The 19,682-nt window shown below is 33.6% G+C and carries 17 protein-coding genes; 11 read left to right on the top strand and 6 right to left on the bottom strand.

Annotated features, from left to right (window positions below; translation table 11 throughout):
- Window positions 1–2: 2 nt before the first annotated feature.
- Window positions 3–1,421, bottom strand: coding sequence for an undecaprenyl-phosphate glucose phosphotransferase (locus ACNRYB_RS22805; RefSeq protein WP_473728862.1), 1,419 nt, complete (start codon window positions 1,419–1,421; stop codon window positions 3–5).
- 150 nt (window positions 1,422–1,571) lie between these two features.
- On the opposite strand from ACNRYB_RS22805, the gene ACNRYB_RS22810 reads away from it, so the two are divergent.
- From ACNRYB_RS22810 to ACNRYB_RS22825, 4 genes are all read left to right on the top strand, one after another.
- A complete protein-coding gene (locus tag ACNRYB_RS22810; RefSeq protein ID WP_473728863.1) occupies window positions 1,572–2,537 on the top strand; it encodes a T9SS C-terminal target domain-containing protein in 966 nt (321 codons plus the stop codon).
- 89 nt (window positions 2,538–2,626) lie between these two features.
- Complete coding sequence (locus tag ACNRYB_RS22815) at window positions 2,627–4,489, top strand: ABC-F family ATP-binding cassette domain-containing protein (RefSeq protein WP_129745086.1); 1,863 nt, start codon at window positions 2,627–2,629, stop codon at window positions 4,487–4,489.
- 101 nt (window positions 4,490–4,590) lie between these two features.
- Entirely contained in the window at window positions 4,591–5,061 is a 471-nt protein-coding gene (locus tag ACNRYB_RS22820; protein WP_129745084.1) for an FKBP-type peptidyl-prolyl cis-trans isomerase, read from the top strand.
- A gap of 22 nt (window positions 5,062–5,083) precedes the next feature.
- Window positions 5,084–5,875 (top strand): O-methyltransferase, encoded by a 792-nt coding sequence (locus ACNRYB_RS22825; RefSeq protein WP_473728864.1) that lies wholly within the window; start codon window positions 5,084–5,086, stop codon window positions 5,873–5,875.
- A 57-nt stretch (window positions 5,876–5,932) separates the two neighbouring features.
- On the opposite strand, the gene ACNRYB_RS22830 is transcribed toward ACNRYB_RS22825, so the two are convergent.
- Window positions 5,933–6,592, bottom strand: coding sequence for a hypothetical protein (locus tag ACNRYB_RS22830; RefSeq protein ID WP_473728865.1), 660 nt, complete (start codon window positions 6,590–6,592; stop codon window positions 5,933–5,935).
- A 273-nt stretch (window positions 6,593–6,865) separates the two neighbouring features.
- Between ACNRYB_RS22830 and ACNRYB_RS22835 the strand changes: the two genes are divergently transcribed.
- From ACNRYB_RS22835 to ACNRYB_RS22865, 7 genes are all read left to right on the top strand, one after another.
- Window positions 6,866–7,558, top strand: a complete 693-nt coding sequence (locus ACNRYB_RS22835) for an ABC transporter ATP-binding protein (protein WP_129745078.1) — start codon at window positions 6,866–6,868, stop codon at window positions 7,556–7,558.
- An 83-nt stretch (window positions 7,559–7,641) separates the two neighbouring features.
- Window positions 7,642–8,211 (top strand): cob(I)yrinic acid a,c-diamide adenosyltransferase, encoded by a 570-nt coding sequence (locus ACNRYB_RS22840; protein WP_473728866.1) that lies wholly within the window; start codon window positions 7,642–7,644, stop codon window positions 8,209–8,211.
- Between the two features lie 238 nt (window positions 8,212–8,449).
- Complete coding sequence (locus ACNRYB_RS22845) at window positions 8,450–8,671, top strand: DUF2795 domain-containing protein (protein ID WP_007138072.1); 222 nt, start codon at window positions 8,450–8,452, stop codon at window positions 8,669–8,671.
- Window positions 8,672–8,758: 87 nt separating this feature from the next.
- The gene (secA, locus tag ACNRYB_RS22850) at window positions 8,759–12,103 is read left to right on the top strand and encodes a preprotein translocase subunit SecA (RefSeq protein WP_473728867.1); all 3,345 of its coding nucleotides are present in this window, start codon (window positions 8,759–8,761) and stop codon (window positions 12,101–12,103) included.
- A gap of 234 nt (window positions 12,104–12,337) precedes the next feature.
- A complete protein-coding gene (locus tag ACNRYB_RS22855) occupies window positions 12,338–12,682 on the top strand; it encodes a hypothetical protein (RefSeq protein WP_111378385.1) in 345 nt (114 codons plus the stop codon).
- Window positions 12,683–12,767: 85 nt separating this feature from the next.
- Complete coding sequence (locus ACNRYB_RS22860; protein WP_473728868.1) at window positions 12,768–14,924, top strand: TonB-dependent receptor; 2,157 nt, start codon at window positions 12,768–12,770, stop codon at window positions 14,922–14,924.
- Between the two features lie 82 nt (window positions 14,925–15,006).
- Window positions 15,007–16,602, top strand: coding sequence for a PepSY domain-containing protein (locus ACNRYB_RS22865; RefSeq protein WP_473728869.1), 1,596 nt, complete (start codon window positions 15,007–15,009; stop codon window positions 16,600–16,602).
- Window positions 16,603–16,690: 88 nt separating this feature from the next.
- Here the strand turns inward: ACNRYB_RS22865 and ACNRYB_RS22870 are convergent, their stop codons facing one another.
- The 4 genes from ACNRYB_RS22870 to cysC all read right to left on the bottom strand — a co-directional run bounded on the left by ACNRYB_RS22870 (window position 16,691) and on the right by cysC (window position 19,607).
- The gene (locus tag ACNRYB_RS22870; RefSeq protein WP_129745068.1) at window positions 16,691–17,353 is read right to left on the bottom strand and encodes a TrmH family RNA methyltransferase; all 663 of its coding nucleotides are present in this window, start codon (window positions 17,351–17,353) and stop codon (window positions 16,691–16,693) included.
- Between the two features lie 61 nt (window positions 17,354–17,414).
- Window positions 17,415–18,383: a sulfotransferase family protein gene (locus ACNRYB_RS22875; RefSeq protein WP_473728870.1), complete on the bottom strand. Its 969-nt coding sequence runs from the start codon at window positions 18,381–18,383 to the stop codon at window positions 17,415–17,417.
- Between the two features lies 1 nt (window position 18,384).
- The gene (locus tag ACNRYB_RS22880; RefSeq protein ID WP_473728871.1) at window positions 18,385–19,074 is read right to left on the bottom strand and encodes an aspartyl/asparaginyl beta-hydroxylase domain-containing protein; all 690 of its coding nucleotides are present in this window, start codon (window positions 19,072–19,074) and stop codon (window positions 18,385–18,387) included.
- A gap of 5 nt (window positions 19,075–19,079) precedes the next feature.
- Entirely contained in the window at window positions 19,080–19,607 is a 528-nt protein-coding gene (cysC, locus tag ACNRYB_RS22885) for an adenylyl-sulfate kinase (protein WP_473728872.1), read from the bottom strand.
- Window positions 19,608–19,682: the final 75 nt, after the last annotated feature.

The following is a 19,682-nucleotide window of genomic DNA, read 5'->3' on the forward strand; positions in this document are numbered from 1 at the left end:
ACCTAATAAGCGTTTTCTTCTCCTTTAAAAATATTGATAATAGTCTTTACAATAATTTTAATGTCAAGCAGAAAACTCCAGTTTTCGATATACCAAATATCATATTCCACTCTGTTTTCCATATCGCTTAAGACTTTTGTTTCTCCTCGAAAACCATTGACCTGCGCCCAGCCAGTAATTCCAGGTTTAGCATATTGACGTACCAAATAATTATTGATAAGATCGCTATATTCTTTTGCAAGATTAACCATGTGAGGTCTTGGACCTACGACAGACATATCGCCAAGAAAGACATTAAAAAATTGCGGCAGTTCGTCTATACTCGTTTTTCGGATAAAAGCACCAAATTTGGTAATTCGGCTATCTCCTTTTTCAGCTTGCTTTTTATGAGCCATACCATTTACATACATACTTCGAAACTTTATGCACATAAACGATCTGTTGTCTCTTCCTGATCTTTCCTGCTTAAAAAAGGCAGGGCCAGGGGACTCCAGTTTTATAATGAGCATAATAATCGGGAACAGCCACGGAAATACGAGTAAAATGACTAGACTCGAAAAACAAACATCAAAAGCTTTTTTTAAAAGTCTGTTTGAAGCAAATTCTAAAGGTTCAGGACGAAACATTAAAACTGGCGTATTTTCATAAAAAGCAACTTCTACTTTGCTTGCTTTTGTATAAAGCTGAAAATCGGGAATGAATTTGATACGAATCATATTTTGTTCGCAAATTCTGGTCAATTCATTAATGATTTCGATATTGTCAATATGCAGCGCCACATACATTTCGTCAATTTTTTTGTCGACAGCAAACTTTTCAACGTCATCGAATTTTCCAACAATTAAATCTGAATCAACATCTTGATTATTTTCTGTTTCATCAAAAAAACCCAAAAAACGATATCCGAACGTTAGATCTTTTGCAAGCACTTTTCGAATTTTTTCACCTGATTTATTGGCTCCTACAATTATAAAAGTTTTAAAATTGTACCCCTTTGCGCGAACATATTTTAAAAGCTTCATTGAAAAATAGCGCGAAATCATTAGCAATCCAAAAAATATCAGATAAAAATAAACCAAGCGAAGTCTTGAAATATCAACGTATTTTAGGTAAACGACAAATATCGACACTAAGGCCGCATGAATAGAAATTTTTTTGATTGTTCTCCATAAGATCGATTCTATTGGTTCTACCCTCACGCTTCGATTGGAATCTTTTTGGAGCAGTAAAGCAACCCATATTAAAACAGCCAAAAGCGAAATGGTTCTTTCGTCTTTAGATAAAAGTTTTTCTAAATTGCCAAATCTAGCCAATGCAGAAAGAATAGTCGCAAGATTTAATAATACAATATCAACTACTACAAACAAAAGTTTGTAATAACGTGAAATTCGGTAATGTGATAATTTTTGTAAAATTTTCATTGCGGAGCTTCGTTTTATCCAAAAGAATAAAAAAGACTTTTGCACTTAAAGTGAATGCAAAATAACACTTAAATTATATTTTTTGAATACTTATTTCATTCTATTATTTAAAACTTTACTTTTATCTTATGCAGACTTAACATTGCACTCATGCTAAAAATTCTATTTTTCTTCCTGACAATCACCGCTTCGGTTTATTCTCAAATTCCTGGCTGTACAGATCCACAGGCAGAAAATTACAATGCTGAATCTGGACAAAACAACGGAAGCTGTAGCTATAAAAATCTGAAAATAAAGCCCGAATATTCTTTTCAGTTAAGCGATTCGTTAAAAGAAACTTCTGGATTAATTAATTTTGAAAATCTGTTTTGGACACATAATGACGATCATGACAAAACAATTTACGGCATCGATTCTTTAGGAAAAATCAAAAAGAAAATCGTTTTGGAAAAGGCAGTAAATCACGACTGGGAAGAAATCTCGCAAGACATTACACATATTTATATTGGGGATTTTGGAAATAATTATTCTGGAAATCGATCGGATTTGAAAATTCTTAAAATCGAAAAAAAATCTTTTCTGGAAGGCAGTCCTAATATTGAAACTATTTCGTTTTCCTACTCTGATCAAACCGATTTTTCTCCTTCAAAACCCAACAAAACCGATTTTGACTGCGAAGCTTTTATTGTTTCTAAAGACAGCATTTATCTGTTTACCAAACAATGGAAATCGTCTAAAACTAATATTTATGTTTTGTCGAAGCAAGAAGAAACACAAACTGCAAAACTCAAAGCAACACTCGACTTCAAAGGTCTGGTTACTGGCGCAACTTATCTAGAAGATAAAAAACTCATTACTTTGTGCGGCTATACCAAAGTTGGAAAACCGTTTTTATATCTGCTTTACGATTTTAAAAATCAGGATTTTTTATCTGGAAACAAAAGACGCATCGATTTAAAACTTCCTTTTCATCAAGTAGAAGGAATTGCAACAAAAGACGGTTTGCATTATTTTATTACGAATGAATCTTTGGTTCGCAAACCTGTGTTAAACAATCCGCAGCAAATTCATTATTTAGATTTGAGTTCTGCATTGGGTTCGTATCTCCATAAATAATTCGCAAATGCAAGATAATAGTTTACTTTTGCAGAAAGTTATGTTTTAGAAACATTCATAACTCATAATTTATAACTTATACTTACAAAGTGAATTACTTATCTGTAGAAAATATATCGAAGTCATTTGGCGAAAGAGTCCTTTTTGACAACATTTCTTTTGGAATCAACAAGGACCAAAAAATCGCTTTTATTGCCAAAAATGGTTCTGGAAAAACCACGATGATGAGCATCATTAACGGATTGGAAGAACCAGATACAGGACAAGTTGTTTTAAGAAAAGGAATCAGAATGGCGTTTCTTTCGCAAGACAACAATCTTCAGGATGAACTTACGATTGAAGAAAGTATTTTCGCTTCAGACAATGAAACGCTTAAAGTTATTGAAGCTTATGAAAAGGCTTTAGAAAATCCTTCTGACGAAGAAGCTTACCAAAAAGCTTTCGACGCCATGGATCAGCATAATGCATGGGATTTTGAAACGCAATACAAACAGATTCTTTTTAAATTAAAACTGGAAGATTTTAAACTTAAAGTAAAAAATCTTTCTGGAGGGCAGAAAAAACGTCTTTCATTGGCAATAATTCTAATCAATCGCCCAGATTTATTGATTCTAGATGAACCAACCAACCATTTAGATTTAGAAATGATTGAATGGCTTGAAAGTTATTTTGCTAAAGAAAACATTACGCTGTTTATGGTAACGCACGACCGTTTCTTTTTGGAGCGTGTCTGCAACGAAATTATCGAACTAGACAACGGAAAATTATACCAATACAAAGGAAATTATTCTTATTACTTGCAGAAAAAAGAAGAAAGAATTACTTCTGAAAATGCCAGTATTGACAAAGCGAAAAACCTTTTTGTAAAAGAATTAGAATGGATGCGCCGTCAGCCAAAAGCGAGAACAACCAAATCTAAATCGCGTCAGGACGATTTTTACATTATCAAAGAAAAAGCGCAAAGCCGACGAAAAGAAAACAAAGTTGAGCTTGAAATAAATATGGAAAGAATGGGAAGCAAGATTATCGAGCTTCATAAACTTTCTAAAAAATTCAAAGACCGTGTTATTTTGGATAACTTTAGTTTTGATTTTCAGCGTGGGGAAAGAATCGGAATTATTGGTAAAAATGGAACCGGAAAATCTACTTTCTTGAATCTGCTTACAGGAACAATTCCGCCAGACAGCGGGCGCGTTGTAAAAGGAGACACTATTAAAATTGGATATTATACGCAGTCAGGAATCAACCCGAAACCAGGCCAGCGTGTTATTGACATTATAAAAGAATACGGAGAATATATTCCGCTGACTAAAGGAAAGATCATCTCGGCTTCACAATTGTTAGAGCGTTTTCTTTTTGACGCGAAAAAACAATATGATTATGTGGAGAAATTAAGTGGTGGTGAATTAAAACGTTTGTATTTATGTACGGTTTTGATTCAGAATCCAAACTTCTTGATTCTAGATGAGCCAACAAACGATTTGGATATTGTTACGTTGAACGTTTTGGAGAGTTTCCTTTTAGATTATCCTGGATGTTTATTGGTGGTTTCTCACGACCGTTATTTCATGGATAAAATTGTCGATTATTTATTTGTTTTTAGAGGACAGGGCGAAATAGAAAATTTCCCAGGAAACTATTCTGATTTCCGTGCTTATGAAGACAGTGCCGATGTTGCTCAAAAAGAAGAAAACAAAGCTGAAAAGAAAGATTGGAAACAAAATAATCCTACTGGAAATTTAAGCTTTAATGAACAAAAAGAATATCAGAAAATCGAAAGAGAAATTAAAGATCTCGAAGCTGACAAAGCTAAAATCGAACAATTATTCTCTGACGGAAAAGTTGCCGATGCTGATATCGAAAAAAAAGCCAATGAACTTCAAAATATAATCAACAAAATAGAAGCAAAAGAAGAACGCTGGTTTGAACTTTCTGCTAAGCTTGAAGGATAGTTTTATTTCAGACACCAAGTTACGAATGTTAATATCTAAAAACCATAACTGCAACTAAAAAACTAATTTATATATTTACGACTTTTAAAAATAAATACCACATGAAAAAATTATTAGTAGCATTTTCTATTCTTACATTTTTTATTTCTTGCACAAGTGACTCAGGATTAGAAAGAATTCCAGATAAAATAGACTATAGTGTTGAAAACGAAAAAGAAATTACAGATTATTTGACTAAAAATAATCTAACAGCACAAAAAACGAGTACTGGTTTACATTATATTATTACAGAAGAAGGAACCGGAAAGCAACCAACATCGCAGTCAAATGTTACTGTTACTTATAAAGGCACCCTTACCAACGGAACTGTTTTTGATCAGAATGCTTCTGGAGCAACTTTTCCATTAAGCAAATTAATATTAGGATGGCAGCAAGGGTTATCATTTTTTAAAGAAGGCGGAAGCGGTATTTTGTTTGTTCCCGCGCATTTAGGGTATGGAAGCAGCAAAGTTGAGAACATCCCTGCGGGCTCTGTACTAATTTTTGAAATAAAACTAATTTCAGTAAATTAATAGAAGAACAAAACATTCAAGAGTGCTGTTTCAAATACAATCTTATTTAAAATTTCTTTGGCATTCTAAAAACGAACACGCGGTTCATTCGCCATTTGTTTTTAGTCTGCTTACAAAATGTTTTTATGATAAGAAATCTAAACCAGAATATGAGATTCTTAAAAAGTATAGAAAAACGCTTTTAGAGAATAAAAACTTCATTGAAGTGACTGATTTTGGAGCAGGATCGAGAGTTTTTAAATCAAACAGAAGACAGATTTCTAAAATTGCGCAAACAGCAGGAATTTCGCCAAAACGTGCTGAATTGTTATTTAGAGTTTCCAATTATTTCAAACCTAAAAATGTATTAGAAATTGGAACTTCTTTAGGTTTGGCGACTGCTGCATTGGCTTTAGGAAATAAAAATGCAAAAGTTATTACATTAGAAGGCTGTCCGAATACGGCAAATGTTGCTCAAAATCAATTCGCAGCGTTTGATTGCCATAATGTAGATTCAGTTGTAACAGAATTTGAAAATTATCTTCAAGATATTCAGCTGAGACTGAAAACTGAGACTGAAAACTTCGATTTAATATATTTTGACGGAAATCATTCTAAAAAAGCCACTTTAGCTTATTTTGAACTTTTATTGCCAACAATCAACAATGATTCTGTTTGGATTTTCGATGATATTCATTGGTCAGAAGACATGGAAGAAGCTTGGGGAATGATTAAAAATCATCCAAAAGTAAAAGTCACAATTGACACTTTTCAATGGGGATTTGTATTTTTTAGACGAGAACAGCCGAAAGAACATTTTATAATACGAGCATAAAAAAAGACGATCATTTCTGATCGTCTTTTTCATTTCTAATTCAAAATTTTTAAAAGTCTATTTTTTAGCTTCTTTATTTTCTTCAGATTTAGCTCCCATTCTGTTTACAGTGTACATTGGTGCAAATTTGATTTTCAAACCAGCAATTTTTCTGTTATCCTCTGCTGACAATCCTTCTTTCTCAACTGTATTTTTACGGCTGTCAAGAGCTTCATACATTAATTTAACTTCATCCCAGTCTTCTCTAGAATATTTGTCTTTATTATTTTCTACAGTATGAACAAACTGCTGATAAACGCTATGAATATTTTGGGCATTGACCCAATTAAAATTCATATCATCGCCAATTTTTCCTGCACCAAACAAAGCATCTCTTAATTGCTGTTTCGGACTAGGAACTGGAGGGGCAAATTGGGCGGTCAATTCTTTTTTAAATTCTTCGTATTTAATTTTACTTGCATTTATTTTTTCAGTCGCAGCAGCATTGTCTTTGATATCAGCCAAAGCAGCTTGAGCTTCTTGAGATCTTCTGTCGTATTCAGCTTCTACACTTTTCCAATTATCTTTCAAATCGGCAGCCGCAACATTTTTAACAGAGTCAACATATACAACATAGTTCTCTACTGTTTTTTGAGCTTTTTCTTGTTTTTCATCTTTACACGACGTAAGTCCAAATACTAATAATACAATTCCTGTGGCTATTTTTATACTTTTCATAATCTTTAGTTGTTAATTAATTATACAAACAAATTTACCCAATACATAACTTAATAAATTACATTATTCTCATATTTTAAAAATTAAAAACATTTTAAAACTATAAAACACAAGAATTAATAAGAATTATACAAAATCTATTACGAATGATATAACATATTTATATTTAAAAAATGTATCATAATAAGCAAGGGGATTTTTGTAACAAAAACCAATTATCAACTACTTATTCAAAAGTGTTTTGTACTTTTAAATCCAAAATTGTAAACTAAAATGGCTGAACCATTAATTAAAATAACCGACATTAAACGAAATTTTACTTTAGGAAACGAAATTGTTTATGTTTTAAAAGGAATAGATCTGGAAATACAAAAAGGCGAATATGTTGCTTTAATGGGACCTTCAGGATCAGGAAAGTCTACATTAATGAATTTATTAGGCTGTTTAGATACACCAACTTCGGGTCGTTATATTTTAAATGGAAAAGATGTCAGCAAAATGAAAGATGATGAATTGGCCGAAATTAGAAACAAAGAAATTGGTTTCGTTTTTCAGACTTTCAATCTTTTACCAAGAACAACTGCCTTAGATAATGTCGCGTTACCAATGATTTATGCCGGTTACGGAAAATCTGAAAGAATGGCCCGCGCTACTGAAGTTTTAAAACAAGTTAATCTTGCCGACAGAATGGATCACCAGCCCAATCAGCTTTCTGGAGGGCAGCGCCAGCGTGTGGCTGTTGCGAGAGCACTAGTAAACAAACCTTCGATTATTTTGGCCGATGAACCAACCGGAAACTTAGACAGTAAAACTTCTGTTGAAATTATGAAGCTTTTTGGAGACATTCACGCACAAGGAAATACTGTAATTCTGGTAACTCACGAAGAAGATATTGCCGCTTACGCGCACAGAATTATTCGCTTAAGAGATGGTTTAATTGAAAGCGACACGAGAAAAACTGTTTAATCGTTTATTTGGTAAATCGTTTAATCGCAAAAAGAGAAAACTTAGAATCTTAGTATCTCAGAACCTTAGCATCTTAAAAAAAAATGAAAGTATATACAAAAACTGGAGATAAAGGCACAACGGCCCTTTTTGGAGGAACCCGTGTACCAAAAGACCATATCCGCATTGACAGTTATGGAACTGTTGACGAATTAAATTCTTATATCGGATTAATTCGCGATCAGGAAATGGATTCGCATTACAAAACCATTTTAATCGAAATTCAAGATCGTCTTTTTACAGTTGGTGCCATTTTGGCAACTCCACAAGAGAAAGAAGTTTTAAAAAACGGAAAACTTCGCTTGGAAAATCTCGGAATAATTGGTTCGGATATCGAATTACTCGAAAACGAAATAGATAAAATGGATGAAAGTCTTCCACCAATGACTCATTTTGTTTTGCCTGGTGGACACCCTACCGTGTCACATTGTCATATAGCACGCTGTATTTGCCGTCGCGCAGAGCGTTTAGCAGTGCATTTAAGTCATAATGAACACGTTCCAGAAATAGCAATACAGTACTTAAACCGACTTTCTGACTACCTTTTTGTCTTGGCACGAAAGTTGTCCTCAGACTTAAAAGCGGAGGAAGTGAAATGGATACCCAGAAAATAAATTTTCTGGAAATTCCAAATTTTTGAAATCCCAAATTCCAAGGAAAAAGTAAAAATACAGGAATTTAAATTACATAGTAAAATTCCGAAACTAGGCGCTATAACTGCCTTTTTTGGGGTTTGGAATTTAAAAATTGGAATTTAGCAATTGACGTTCTTAAATTTTATTAAAATAAATCAAAATTTACTTGTCTTTTTCAGTAAAAAATTTATTTTTGCACAAACTAAACAGATAACAGATGTATTGGACATTAGAATTAGCATCTTATTTAAGTGATGCGCCATGGCCTGCTAACAAAGATGAACTTATTGACTACGCCATTAGAGCTGGTGCTCCATTAGAGGTGGTAGAAAACCTTCAGTCAATCGAAGATGAAGGGGAGATATATGAATCAATGGAAGAAATTTGGCCTGATTATCCAACAGACGAAGATTATCTTTGGAATGAGGATGAATATTAAAAAATAAACCAAAGGAAAAAGTCTCATCATAGAGACTTTTTTTTTGGTTCAAATACATATTATATAATAAAAGAAATACAATAAATCATGAGTTTCATAAACAGTATTATTAAAGTCTTTGTCGGCGATAAGTCGCAGAAAGATGTCAAAGCTTTACAACCTTACTTAAATAAAATTAAAACATTCGAAGCTCCTTTAATGAGTCTTACAAACGACGAATTAAGAGGAAGAACCGTTTATTTTAAAGATAGAATCAAAGAAGCTAGAGCTGATAAAGATGCTAAAATTGCTTCACTAAAAGCTGAAGTAGAAAACATCGAAGACATCGATAAAAGAGAAGATATTTATGATGCAATAGATGCTCTTGAAAAAGAGGCTTATGAAATCTCTGAAAAAACTTTATTGGAAATTCTTCCAGAAGCGTTTTCTGTTGTAAAAGAAACGGCTCGTCGTTTTAAAGAAAACTCACACATTGAAGTTACAGCAACTCCAAAAGACCGCGAGTTTTCAGCAACAAAATCATACATCACTATTGATGGCGATAAAGCTATTTGGGCTAACAAATGGAATGCTGCAGGAAAAGATATCACTTGGGACATGATTCACTACGATGTTCAATTAATTGGTGGTATGGTACTGCACGAAGGTAAAGTTGCCGAAATGCAAACGGGAGAAGGAAAAACTTTGGTAGCTACTCTTCCACTTTACTTAAACGCTTTGACAGGAAACGGAGTTCACTTAGTAACAGTCAACGACTACTTAGCGAAACGTGATAGCACGTGGAAAGCGCCTTTATTCGAGTTCCACGGTTTATCTGTTGACTGTATTGACAATCACCAGCCAAGTACAGAAGCTAGAAAAAAAGCTTACGACGCTGACATCACTTACGGAACTAACAATGAGTTTGGTTTTGACTACCTAAGAGATAACATGGCACATTCGCCAAGCGATTTAGTTCAGAGAAAACACAATTTTGCCATTGTCGACGAGGTTGACTCTGTATTAATTGACGACGCGAGAACGCCGCTTATTATTTCTGGACCAGTTCCTCAAGGAGACCGTCACGAATTTAATGAATTGAAACCAAAAATTGAAAACTTAGTTTCACAACAACGTCAGTTAGCAAATGGTTTCTTAGCTGAAGCTAAAAAATTAATCAAAGAAGGAAATACTAAAGATGGAGGTTTCTTATTATTGAGAGCTTACAGATCTTTACCTAAAAATAAAGCATTAATTAAATTTTTAAGTGAAGAAGGAATTAAACAATTGCTTCAAAAAACTGAAAATCAATACATGCAAGATAACAATCGCGAAATGCATAAAGTTGATGAGGCTTTATACTTTGTGATTGAAGAGAAAAACAATCAAGTAGAATTAACAGACAATGGTATCAAATACCTTTCTGGAGATACTGATGCAGATTTCTTCGTTTTACCAGATATTGGAACAGAAATCGCTGCGATTGAAAAACAAAAACTAGACAAAGACGCTGAAGCGGAAGCTAAAGAAAGATTATTCCAAGATTTTGGTGTAAAAAGCGAACGTATCCACACTCTTACTCAGCTTTTAAAAGCTTATGCTTTATTCGAAAAAGACGTAGAGTACGTTATCATGGACAACAAAATTATGATTGTCGATGAACAAACAGGTCGTATCATGGACGGACGTCGTTATTCTGACGGTCTTCACCAAGCGATCGAAGCAAAAGAAAACGTAAAAATCGAAGCTGCAACTCAAACTTTTGCAACAGTTACATTACAGAACTATTTCAGAATGTACAGCAAATTAGCAGGTATGACTGGTACTGCTGTTACAGAAGCTGGCGAGTTATGGCAAATCTATAAATTGGATGTTGTTGAAATTCCGACAAACCGTCCAATTGCAAGACAAGATAAAGAAGACTACATCTACAAAACTACACGTGAAAAATTTAACGCTGTAATCGAAGATGTTACTGAATTATCAAAAGCTGGAAGACCAGTATTGATTGGAACAACTTCTGTAGAGATTTCAGAATTATTAAGCCGTATGCTTAAAATGAGAGGAATCACTCATAACGTATTGAATGCTAAAATGCACAAGCAAGAAGCACAAATCGTTGAAGAAGCTGGTAAAGCTGGAGTTGTAACAATTGCTACAAACATGGCTGGTCGTGGTACCGATATTAAATTATCTCCAGAAGTAAAAGCTGCGGGAGGTCTAGCAATCGTTGGTACAGAGCGTCATGATTCTCGTCGTGTAGACAGACAGTTGCGTGGTCGTTCTGGTCGTCAGGGAGATCCAGGAAGTTCTCAATTCTACGTTTCTCTTGAAGATAACTTAATGCGTTTATTCGGTTCTGAAAGAGTGGCGAAAGTGATGGACAGAATGGGATTGAAAGAAGGTGAAGTTATTCAACATTCTATGATGACTAAATCTATCGAGCGTGCTCAGAAAAAAGTAGAAGAAAACAACTTTGGTGTTCGTAAACGTTTATTAGAATATGATGACGTAATGAACTCTCAACGTGAAGTAGTTTACAAACGTCGTCGTCACGCATTGTTTGGAGAGCGTTTGAAACTAGATATTGCCAATATGCTTTATGATACTTGCGAATTAATCGTAAGCAACAATAAAGTGGCGAATGACTTCAAAGGATTTGAATTTGATTTAATTCGTTATTTCGGAATCACTTCTCCAATTTCTGAGGCAGATTTCACAAAATTAAATGATATCGAAGTTACTGGAAAAGTATACAAAGAAGCTTTAGCATTCTACACAGAAAAAACTGAAAGAAGCGCAAGAGAAGCTTTCCCAATTATCAAAGGAGTTTACGAAGAGCCAAACAATCATTTCGAAAGAATTGTAGTTCCTTTTACAGACGGAATCAAAACTTTGAATGTGGTAACTGACTTGAAAAAAGCTTATGATAGCGAAGGTGCTCAATTAATCGCTGATTTTGAGAAAAACATCACGCTTTCTATTGTTGATGAAGCGTGGAAAAAGCATTTACGCAAAATGGACGAATTGAAACAATCTGTTCAATTGGCTGTTCACGAGCAAAAAGATCCATTGCTTATTTACAAATTAGAAGCTTTCAATTTGTTTAGAGGAATGTTAGACAACGTTAACAAAGAAGTAATTTCATTCTTATTCAAAGGTGATTTACCAGCTCAAAACGTTCCTGAAATTCACGAAGCAAGAGAAGTAGCTCGTCCAAAAGAAAACTTACAGTTAAGTAAAGACGAAATTCCAAATAGCGAAAGCGTGAACCGTGAGGCTGGAGAAACTCAACAGCGTCAGGTTACTGAAACTATCGTTAGAGATATGCCAAAAATCAACAGAAATGATACTGTTGTTGTTCAGGAAGTTGCTACTGGTAAAACAGAAACAATGAAGTACAAAAAAGCTGAAGCTTTGATCGCTGCTGGAACTTGGGTTTTAATTAACTAATATTTTTTTAGTATTCAGTCGCAGTTTTCAGTTTTAAACTAGTACTTAATTTACATATTAAACCCGACAGGTTTTTAAAATCTGTCGGGTTTTTCATATCCAAAAATATCACGTTGTTGTTTTTTAACATTAAATGACAAAATCATTCTTGTAGATAAGATTTAAAATGTATTTTTGCTCTCGAAAACAACGAAACATACTTTGAAACGGCTTTTGGTCATATTTCTTTCCTGCATGCTATTAGTTCCTTCTTTTGGCAGTTTCTTTGTTTATACCTCATTCAAATTAAATCAAGAAGAAATTTCTAAAACAATCTGTGTACAACGCAAAATGGTTTTCAATAGCTGTAATGGTCGTTGTGAACTCCAAAAAAGCTTAAAAAAATACGCAGATAACGAAAAAAGAATGCAAAACAATCTGAAAGAAAAAGCAGAGGTAGTTTACATTCAGACTTCAATCTTAAACAATTTTAAATTAACAGGACTTATCGAATCAAAAGCAAAAATTTTCGCTTCGTTCGATAAAAAGCCTATTGCAATCGCAAATTCAATTTTTCACCCTCCATCCTATTTTATATAAATTTTAAAAAGTCAAAATTCTAAGACTTGCAGTTCGCTTACGGCCTAAAGCCTATAGCTTACAGCTTTAATTTATATAATTCCAAATGAAAAAAATATACTTTACCCTATTAATCATAGGGCAATGTGTCTTTGCACAAAACAAAACCGAGCAAGACACAACAAAGCAAGAACTTGAAAATGTTTTTGTAACGGCTAATCGTACAGCAACTTTAAGAAAAGAAACACCAGTTGCTATAAGCAAATTAACCGCCAAAACGATTAACGAAACAAAAGCAACTGCGGTTTACGAAATTATCAATAAAACGCCAGGTGTATTAATGGTGAATTTAGGAAACGAACAGCATATGATGTCTATTCGCCAACCTATGACTACAAATGCCTATTATTTATACCTTGAAGACGGATTGCCGATTCGACCAATGGGAATTTTCAATCATAATGCTTTATTAGAAATAAACCAATATAATCTGCAAAGTATTGAAGTTGTAAAAGGTCCGGTTTCTTCTTTATACGGGCCCGAAGCTGTTGGTGGCACTATAAATTTAATTTCTTTAAAACCACCTGTTGATCCTGAGCTTAAATTTGGAATTCAGGCCGATAATTATGGTTACAGAAGATTTCAGGCGGCTGGAGGTGCCACAATCGGAAAAGTCGGTTTTCATATTGCTGGAATTTCAAGTTTACAGGAAAATGGTTGGATGACGTATTCTGATTACAATAAAGACAATTTGAATGCGAGAATTGACTACAACATCTCGCCTTCTACCCGACTGATCAGCAATACGATGTACGGAAAATATTATTCGGACATGAGTGGCACTGTAAACGAAGAAGCTTTTAACAATAGAACTTATAAAAGCACTTCTGATTTTACTTATAGAAAATCGGATGCTTTGCGAACTCGTTTAACATTAGAACATGACTGGAATAGCAATTCTAGCAGTTACATTACCGCTTATTTGCGTGACAATAAATTAGGGCAAAATCCATCATACGGAATCAAATGGAGCCCTACAGTAAATCCGACGACGGCTAAAGGCGAAGTAAATTCGAACAACTTTAAAAGTTATGGTGCAATTGGACAACATACGCAAAAATTTGACTTCTTGAATACCAAAATTGTTGCTGGAGCTTTATACGATTATTCCCCTGTTACCTATTGGTCTTATGTAATTGATTTAAAAGCCAATTTAAATCCAGGACAGCGAGGAAAACAAACGGTAGATTCGTATGAAATCATTGCGGAACATCCAGATTCTAAACTTTCAGATTATACAGCTGATATTTTTAACACTGCTGGTTACGCACAACTCAGCTTTAATCCGATTAAAAAATTAATTGTCACTTTTGGAGGTCGTTATGATAATATGAAAGTGAATTATGATAATGCAATTGATCTTTCTACAGGAAGCAAAGTATATGACAAATTTACTTTCAAGGCTGGAGCTAATTATAATCCTGTAGAATTTGCTGGATTTTATGGCAATTATTCACAAGGTTTTGCGCCTCCGGGAATTACTTCAATTTTTAGAGCTAAACCAGGAACTGGCGGTACATCAGGTATTCCTGCCGAATTTTATTATAACTTAAAACCGGCAGATTTTGACAATTATGAAGTTGGCGGATGGTTTTCTTTCTTAGAAAACAAATTAAATTTCGATTACGCTTTTTATTATATGGAAGGCAAAAATGAATTGCTAAACATCAAACTTCCAGATAATTCGACTGATTATCGTTCGGCTGGAGAAACACGTCATAAAGGAATCGAGTTTGGTGCTTCATACAAGCCATCCAAACAATTCAATATCCGTCTGGGCGGAACTTATGCACAGCATACTTATATTGATTTCAAACTTTCAGACAAACCATCAGATCCAATTCAGGATCTGAACGGAAAAGAAATGCCATCTGCTCCAAAATGGTCAGGAAATTCAGAAGTAAGTTATTATCCAAACTGGCTTCCAAATTTAAGAACTTCAATAGAATGGCAACTTGTAGGCAGTTACTACCAAGATCAAATCAATACGGTAAAATATGATGGCTACAATATTTTCAATGCCCGAATTGGTTACCAATGGAAAAAAATTGAGGTTTACGGAAACGTGCTAAATCTTACTGACAAATTATACGCTTACAATGTTACAAGAACCAATGTTGCCAATGCACAGCCAACTTATACTGCTGCGGCACCTAGAACTTTTGTATTCGGAATTCAATATAATTTTTCATTAAAAAAATAAAATTTCGCCACAGATTAAAATGATTAACACAGATTAAATAATCTTTTCTAATCTTTTAAATCTGTGGCAAAAAAAATTGACCATGAGTAAAGAAACACATAAAAAATCTTCTAAGAAAGATTCCAAATTCATCAAAAAAATCAAACAAAACATGTACAAATGGCATCGTGTTATTGGATTGATTACAATTGTTCCTGTAATTTTCTGGACATTTTCTGGTTTAATGCATCCTTTTATGGCGCACTTTTTCAAACCCGAAATTGCTCATGATAAAATTGAACAACCCATCATTGACAAAAGCCAATTGCATTATTCTATTCAGGAAGTTTTGCTGAAGAATGAAATATCGCAATTCAAAAATTTCAGAATTGTCACTTTCAATAACACGACTTATTATCAGGTAAAAACTATTCTTGGCGAACTTTGGTATTACGATGTTTCGACTGCTAAAAAACTAGAAAACGGAGATCAAAAATACGCCGAATGGCTTTCTCGTTATTTCTTAGATGACCAAAAAAGCAAAATAAAAAACAGCGAAGTTGTAACGGAATTTACGTCGCAATACAAATATGTCAACCGTTATTTGCCAGTTTATAAATTAAGCTTTGACCGTCCAGATGGCATGCAGGTATATGTAGAAACCTCATCAAGCAAATTGGCGACTTATAATCCGATTTCTCGACAAACTTTTATCTGGTTTTTCGACACTTTTCACAATTGGTCTTTTATAGATGCCATAAGTAATAATAGCATCCGAATTATTACAATGATTTTCTTATTGTCAATTATTGGGTTTTCTGCCTTGAGTGGGATTCTCATTTATGGTTTGCTTTGGAAACAATTCAAAAAAACAGATAGTTTAACGCCAAAAAAAGGATTGAGAAAGTACCACCGCCAAATCGGAATCTGGATTTCGCTTTTTACATTGACTTTTGCTTTCAGCGGTGCCTATCATGCGACTACAAAATGGGCGCCTTATACTTTATCACAAATGGTTTATGAACCAACTTTTGAAACCAAAGAAATTCCTGGAGCAAATAATAATTTAAATTTAGATTGGTCCCGTTTTCAAAATATCAGTTTAATTACGCTGAATGACAATACTTATTACAGATGTCAATTACTTGAAAAAGAAACAAAAAGATTCAAAATGCCAAAATCAGATTCGAAATGGAACAAAAAAGAAGATTCAAAATCTGAAGTGGTTTACATTAATGCAGCAACAAATAAAGTTGCCCCAAATCTGGATTTAGAATATGCCGAATTTTTAGCGTATTATTTTACGGATGGAGCGCCAAAAGCGTCTTGTTGCGAAATGATCGAAACTTCTGAAGATGATTCTCAACCTTCATTCGAAAACATAAAATTGCTTGAGTCAAAAGTGTTAACCGATTTTGATAGCAGAGAATACGGTTTTGTCAACAAAAGGCTTCCTGTAGTAAAATTGGCTTACGACACGCCAGAAAAAGCAACTTATTTTATAGAAACTTCAACATCAAGATTGGCTACAGTTGTCAATAATTCAGATCGAGTTGAAGGCTATTCTTTTGCCATTCTTCATAAATTTCTATTTATGGATTGGGCTGGAAAAAATATTCGCGATCTCGCAACAGTTTTAGCTGCTTTGTCGATTCTAATTGTTAGTATTTTAGGTTTTATTCTTTTTCTGAAAAAGTAAATAAAAGGTTCTGAAAGACTAAGATTCTGAGGCTCTAAGAAAAAAACTTAGCATCTCAGAATCTTAGTATCTTAGAATCTTAAAAAATTTATCTTGGGTTATCTTGGTAATAACGCTCTTCAATTCGTTTTATATCTCTTATCGAATTCTTAGCCCAATCCAAACGTTTTGCTAAAATTTCTTCGTCGCTTAATTTCCAATCGATATCAGATCTTCTAAGTCTGTTTGTCAAGCTTTGAATGATAATTGCAGCAGAAACGGAAATATTTAAACTTTCTGTAAAACCAACCATTGGTATTTTTAAGAAACCATCGGCATTGTCCATAATTTCTTTTGACAAACCTTCTTTTTCAGTTCCGAAGAATAAAGCGCTTGGTTTTGTAATATCGAAATCTTCCAACATGCAATCTTTTTCGTGTGGAGTTGTTGCAATAATCTGGTAACCTTTGCTTCTTAAATCAGAAAGGCATCCTGAAACCGAATCAAATCTGTTAATATCAACCCATTTTTGCGCGCCTAAAGCAATTTCTTTATCGATTCTTTTTCCAAAACGTTGCTCGATTACATTCAATTCCTGAATTCCAAAAACTTCGCAGCTTCGCATTACCGCGCTTGTATTATGCATCTGATAAACATCTTCTACTGCAACTGTAAAATGTTTTGTTCTATTTTCTAGTACTTTTAAAAAATTAGCTTTTCTATTTTCAGTTAATATGTTTTCTAAGAATGCGAGATAATCTAAATCAATCATTTTATTTATGTTTGGCGCAAAAATACATAAATTAAAGAGAAAGACGTCTTCGCCTAAATTTTCAACGAGCTAAATATTCAATGAAATTAGCATTAAGCTTTTCGTGAAGCAGATTAACTTCATCCAAATTAACAGACAAAACATCATCTTTATAAGAATCTCCCGCAAAAACCGCATTTTCATTTTTAGAGTGTTTTTTAAGACGTTCCAGCATTAGATTTATTTCGCTTTCAGAAAAATCAACATCAATAAAAGATACAAATCGCTCTATGACATTTTTCATTCCATCATTATAATTGAGCATAATTACATTCCTGTCAATTTCATAAAAGTGTAGAAAACCCTGAAAATATTTTTCTAAAACTAAAACTTGATACTGCTGAAAACTTATCTCTTGAATTTTTTCAGGAATAATTCCAAAAACACTCAACGGAATTACATTTGGCACCATATGCATACCCGCCATTTTTTGGTGCGATCTTAAAACTTCTCCTGGATTTCGATACAATAAAGCAAAAGGAATTTCAGGAAAAACCGATCTTAAATAAGAAGCCTTAAAAATACTCCATGCATCTAGTTTTATAATCAGATTTTTTTGTTCAGAAAATCGTTTCTGCCCAAGCAATCTGATAACCGATTTAAGCAAAACCGATTTGGTATCTCCGTCAAAAGCATCGCTTCTTAAAATCTGATCAATAATAGGAGCTTCAGAGACCATAATATTTTCAGACGAAGTGGCCAAAGACTGACTCAGCATAGTAGAACCGCATCTTGATACATGAAAAACCAATCCTTTCAATTCAACACAATCAAGTTCTTTAGACCAATCAATCAGATTTTCTGCTGTACTAATTAATTTAAACGACTTTGAATTATAGCTGTGGCTTCTGCATTTTGCAATTGTTTCTTCAAAAAAAGGATCTGCAAAAGGAATATCTGATAAATAAAGCCACTCAAAATAAACTTTATTCTCTTTTTCAATCAATTTAATCGGAATCCAATTTGCAATACAATCTTTTACATTTTCCATTTTATAAATTCATTTGTGATTGAAGTTCGGCAATAATCTTAGCATTAGTTTCAGAAGGATTTTTAGAAAGTTCTGCAATAATCTGCTGTTTTACATCGTCTGAATATTGTTTCTTAGGCACGAAATTCACATCAAAACCCATTTTAGAAAACAATTCATCAGACCAAGCATTTCTCATGCAATCCAAAGTCAAATGAATTCTAGGCTCCGAACTTTTATTCTGAACACTGTGCGGCAATTGAAAATTGGCATACCAGCACTCTCCCATTTTCATTGGAACTAGTTTTTCATCAACATAAAAATAAACTTCAGAATTGGTTAAAATAGGAACGTGAATTCTAAAAAAACCGTCTTCGTATGACGTATCATTATCAACATGTTCTTTTATCTCACTATTTGGGCCAAGTCTTAATAATCTCACCGCTTCTTTTTCGCATTCAAACCAATCCATTATTTCTTTAAAATACGGACAACTGTCAAGCAAAGGCGTATTTTTATATTCTTTATCAGGAAAAGATAAAATATCATTTTCTAAACCCGATTGCGATCGTAAAGAAACGCTCGTCCATTTTCCTTCATAGCGATAGGTATTAAAATGCGGTGTCCACAAATTAGTCTCGCAAGTCAATAAATCGTTCTGCAATTTTTCTATCGAAAAAGAAATGGGAAGCTGACAAGAAGAAGGATTCATAAGCCTTAAGAATTTAAATTGCTAATTATAAAATTATATAGTTTATCGGCAGAAACCGAAACAGTTTCTGAATCTGTCTTTAATATTAAATCTGCTTTTTCTGGAATTTCAAAAACATCACTTATCCCTGTAAAACTTCTAATTTTATTTTGATCATGGTCTGGCAACAAAGCTCTTTTGTACAATCCTTTCGGGTCTCTTTCAATCAAATTGCTAATAGAACAATCTAGAAATACTGTTTTTACAAATTCAAAAGTTCTTAATTCACTTCTAACATTTTCATAGGGATTTATAACCGACATCAGAACAATTTTATTTTCTTCAATCATGCTTCGGCCAACATTAAAAAGTCGTCTTATATTTTCGCATCGGTCTTCTTTAGAAAATCCCAGATCTTTACAAATAGTCTGTCGGTAAACATCGCCATCTACTATTTCAGCTTCGTAATTGTTTTGAAGCAGCAGATGTCTGACATTTTCCGCCAAAGTCGTTTTTCCTGAACCAGAAAGCCCTGTAAATTGAATTAAAATCATCTTGAATTGCTTTTACCAAACTTGACATTAAAATTAAATAATTCAGAAAGAGAGACACAGCGTATAAACCCCCAT

This window comes from Flavobacterium sp. CR10 (genome assembly GCF_055814415.1).

Bases quoted from the DNA above. Each gene is read 5' to 3' on its own strand.
- secA (WP_473728867.1), top strand. From the start codon at position 8,759: ATGAGTTTCATAAACAGTATTATTAAAGTCTTTGTCGGCGATAAGTCG.
- ACNRYB_RS22820 (WP_129745084.1), top strand. From the start codon at position 4,591: ATGAAAAAATTATTAGTAGCATTTTCTATTCTTACATTTTTTATTTCT.
- ACNRYB_RS22830 (WP_473728865.1), bottom strand. From the start codon at position 6,592: ATGAAAAGTATAAAAATAGCCACAGGAATTGTATTATTAGTATTTGGA.
- ACNRYB_RS22860 (WP_473728868.1), top strand. From the start codon at position 12,768: ATGAAAAAAATATACTTTACCCTATTAATCATAGGGCAATGTGTCTTT.
- ACNRYB_RS22880 (WP_473728871.1), bottom strand. From the start codon at position 19,074: ATGAATCCTTCTTCTTGTCAGCTTCCCATTTCTTTTTCGATAGAAAAA.
- ACNRYB_RS22835 (WP_129745078.1), top strand. From the start codon at position 6,866: ATGGCTGAACCATTAATTAAAATAACCGACATTAAACGAAATTTTACT.
- ACNRYB_RS22810 (WP_473728863.1), top strand. From the start codon at position 1,572: ATGCTAAAAATTCTATTTTTCTTCCTGACAATCACCGCTTCGGTTTAT.
- cysC (WP_473728872.1), bottom strand. From the start codon at position 19,607: ATGATTTTAATTCAATTTACAGGGCTTTCTGGTTCAGGAAAAACGACT.
- ACNRYB_RS22875 (WP_473728870.1), bottom strand. From the start codon at position 18,383: ATGGAAAATGTAAAAGATTGTATTGCAAATTGGATTCCGATTAAATTG.
- ACNRYB_RS22845 (WP_007138072.1), top strand. From the start codon at position 8,450: ATGTATTGGACATTAGAATTAGCATCTTATTTAAGTGATGCGCCATGG.
- ACNRYB_RS22855 (WP_111378385.1), top strand. From the start codon at position 12,338: ATGCTATTAGTTCCTTCTTTTGGCAGTTTCTTTGTTTATACCTCATTC.
- ACNRYB_RS22840 (WP_473728866.1), top strand. From the start codon at position 7,642: ATGAAAGTATATACAAAAACTGGAGATAAAGGCACAACGGCCCTTTTT.
- ACNRYB_RS22805 (WP_473728862.1), bottom strand. From the start codon at position 1,421: ATGAAAATTTTACAAAAATTATCACATTACCGAATTTCACGTTATTAC.
- ACNRYB_RS22865 (WP_473728869.1), top strand. From the start codon at position 15,007: ATGAGTAAAGAAACACATAAAAAATCTTCTAAGAAAGATTCCAAATTC.
- ACNRYB_RS22870 (WP_129745068.1), bottom strand. From the start codon at position 17,353: ATGATTGATTTAGATTATCTCGCATTCTTAGAAAACATATTAACTGAA.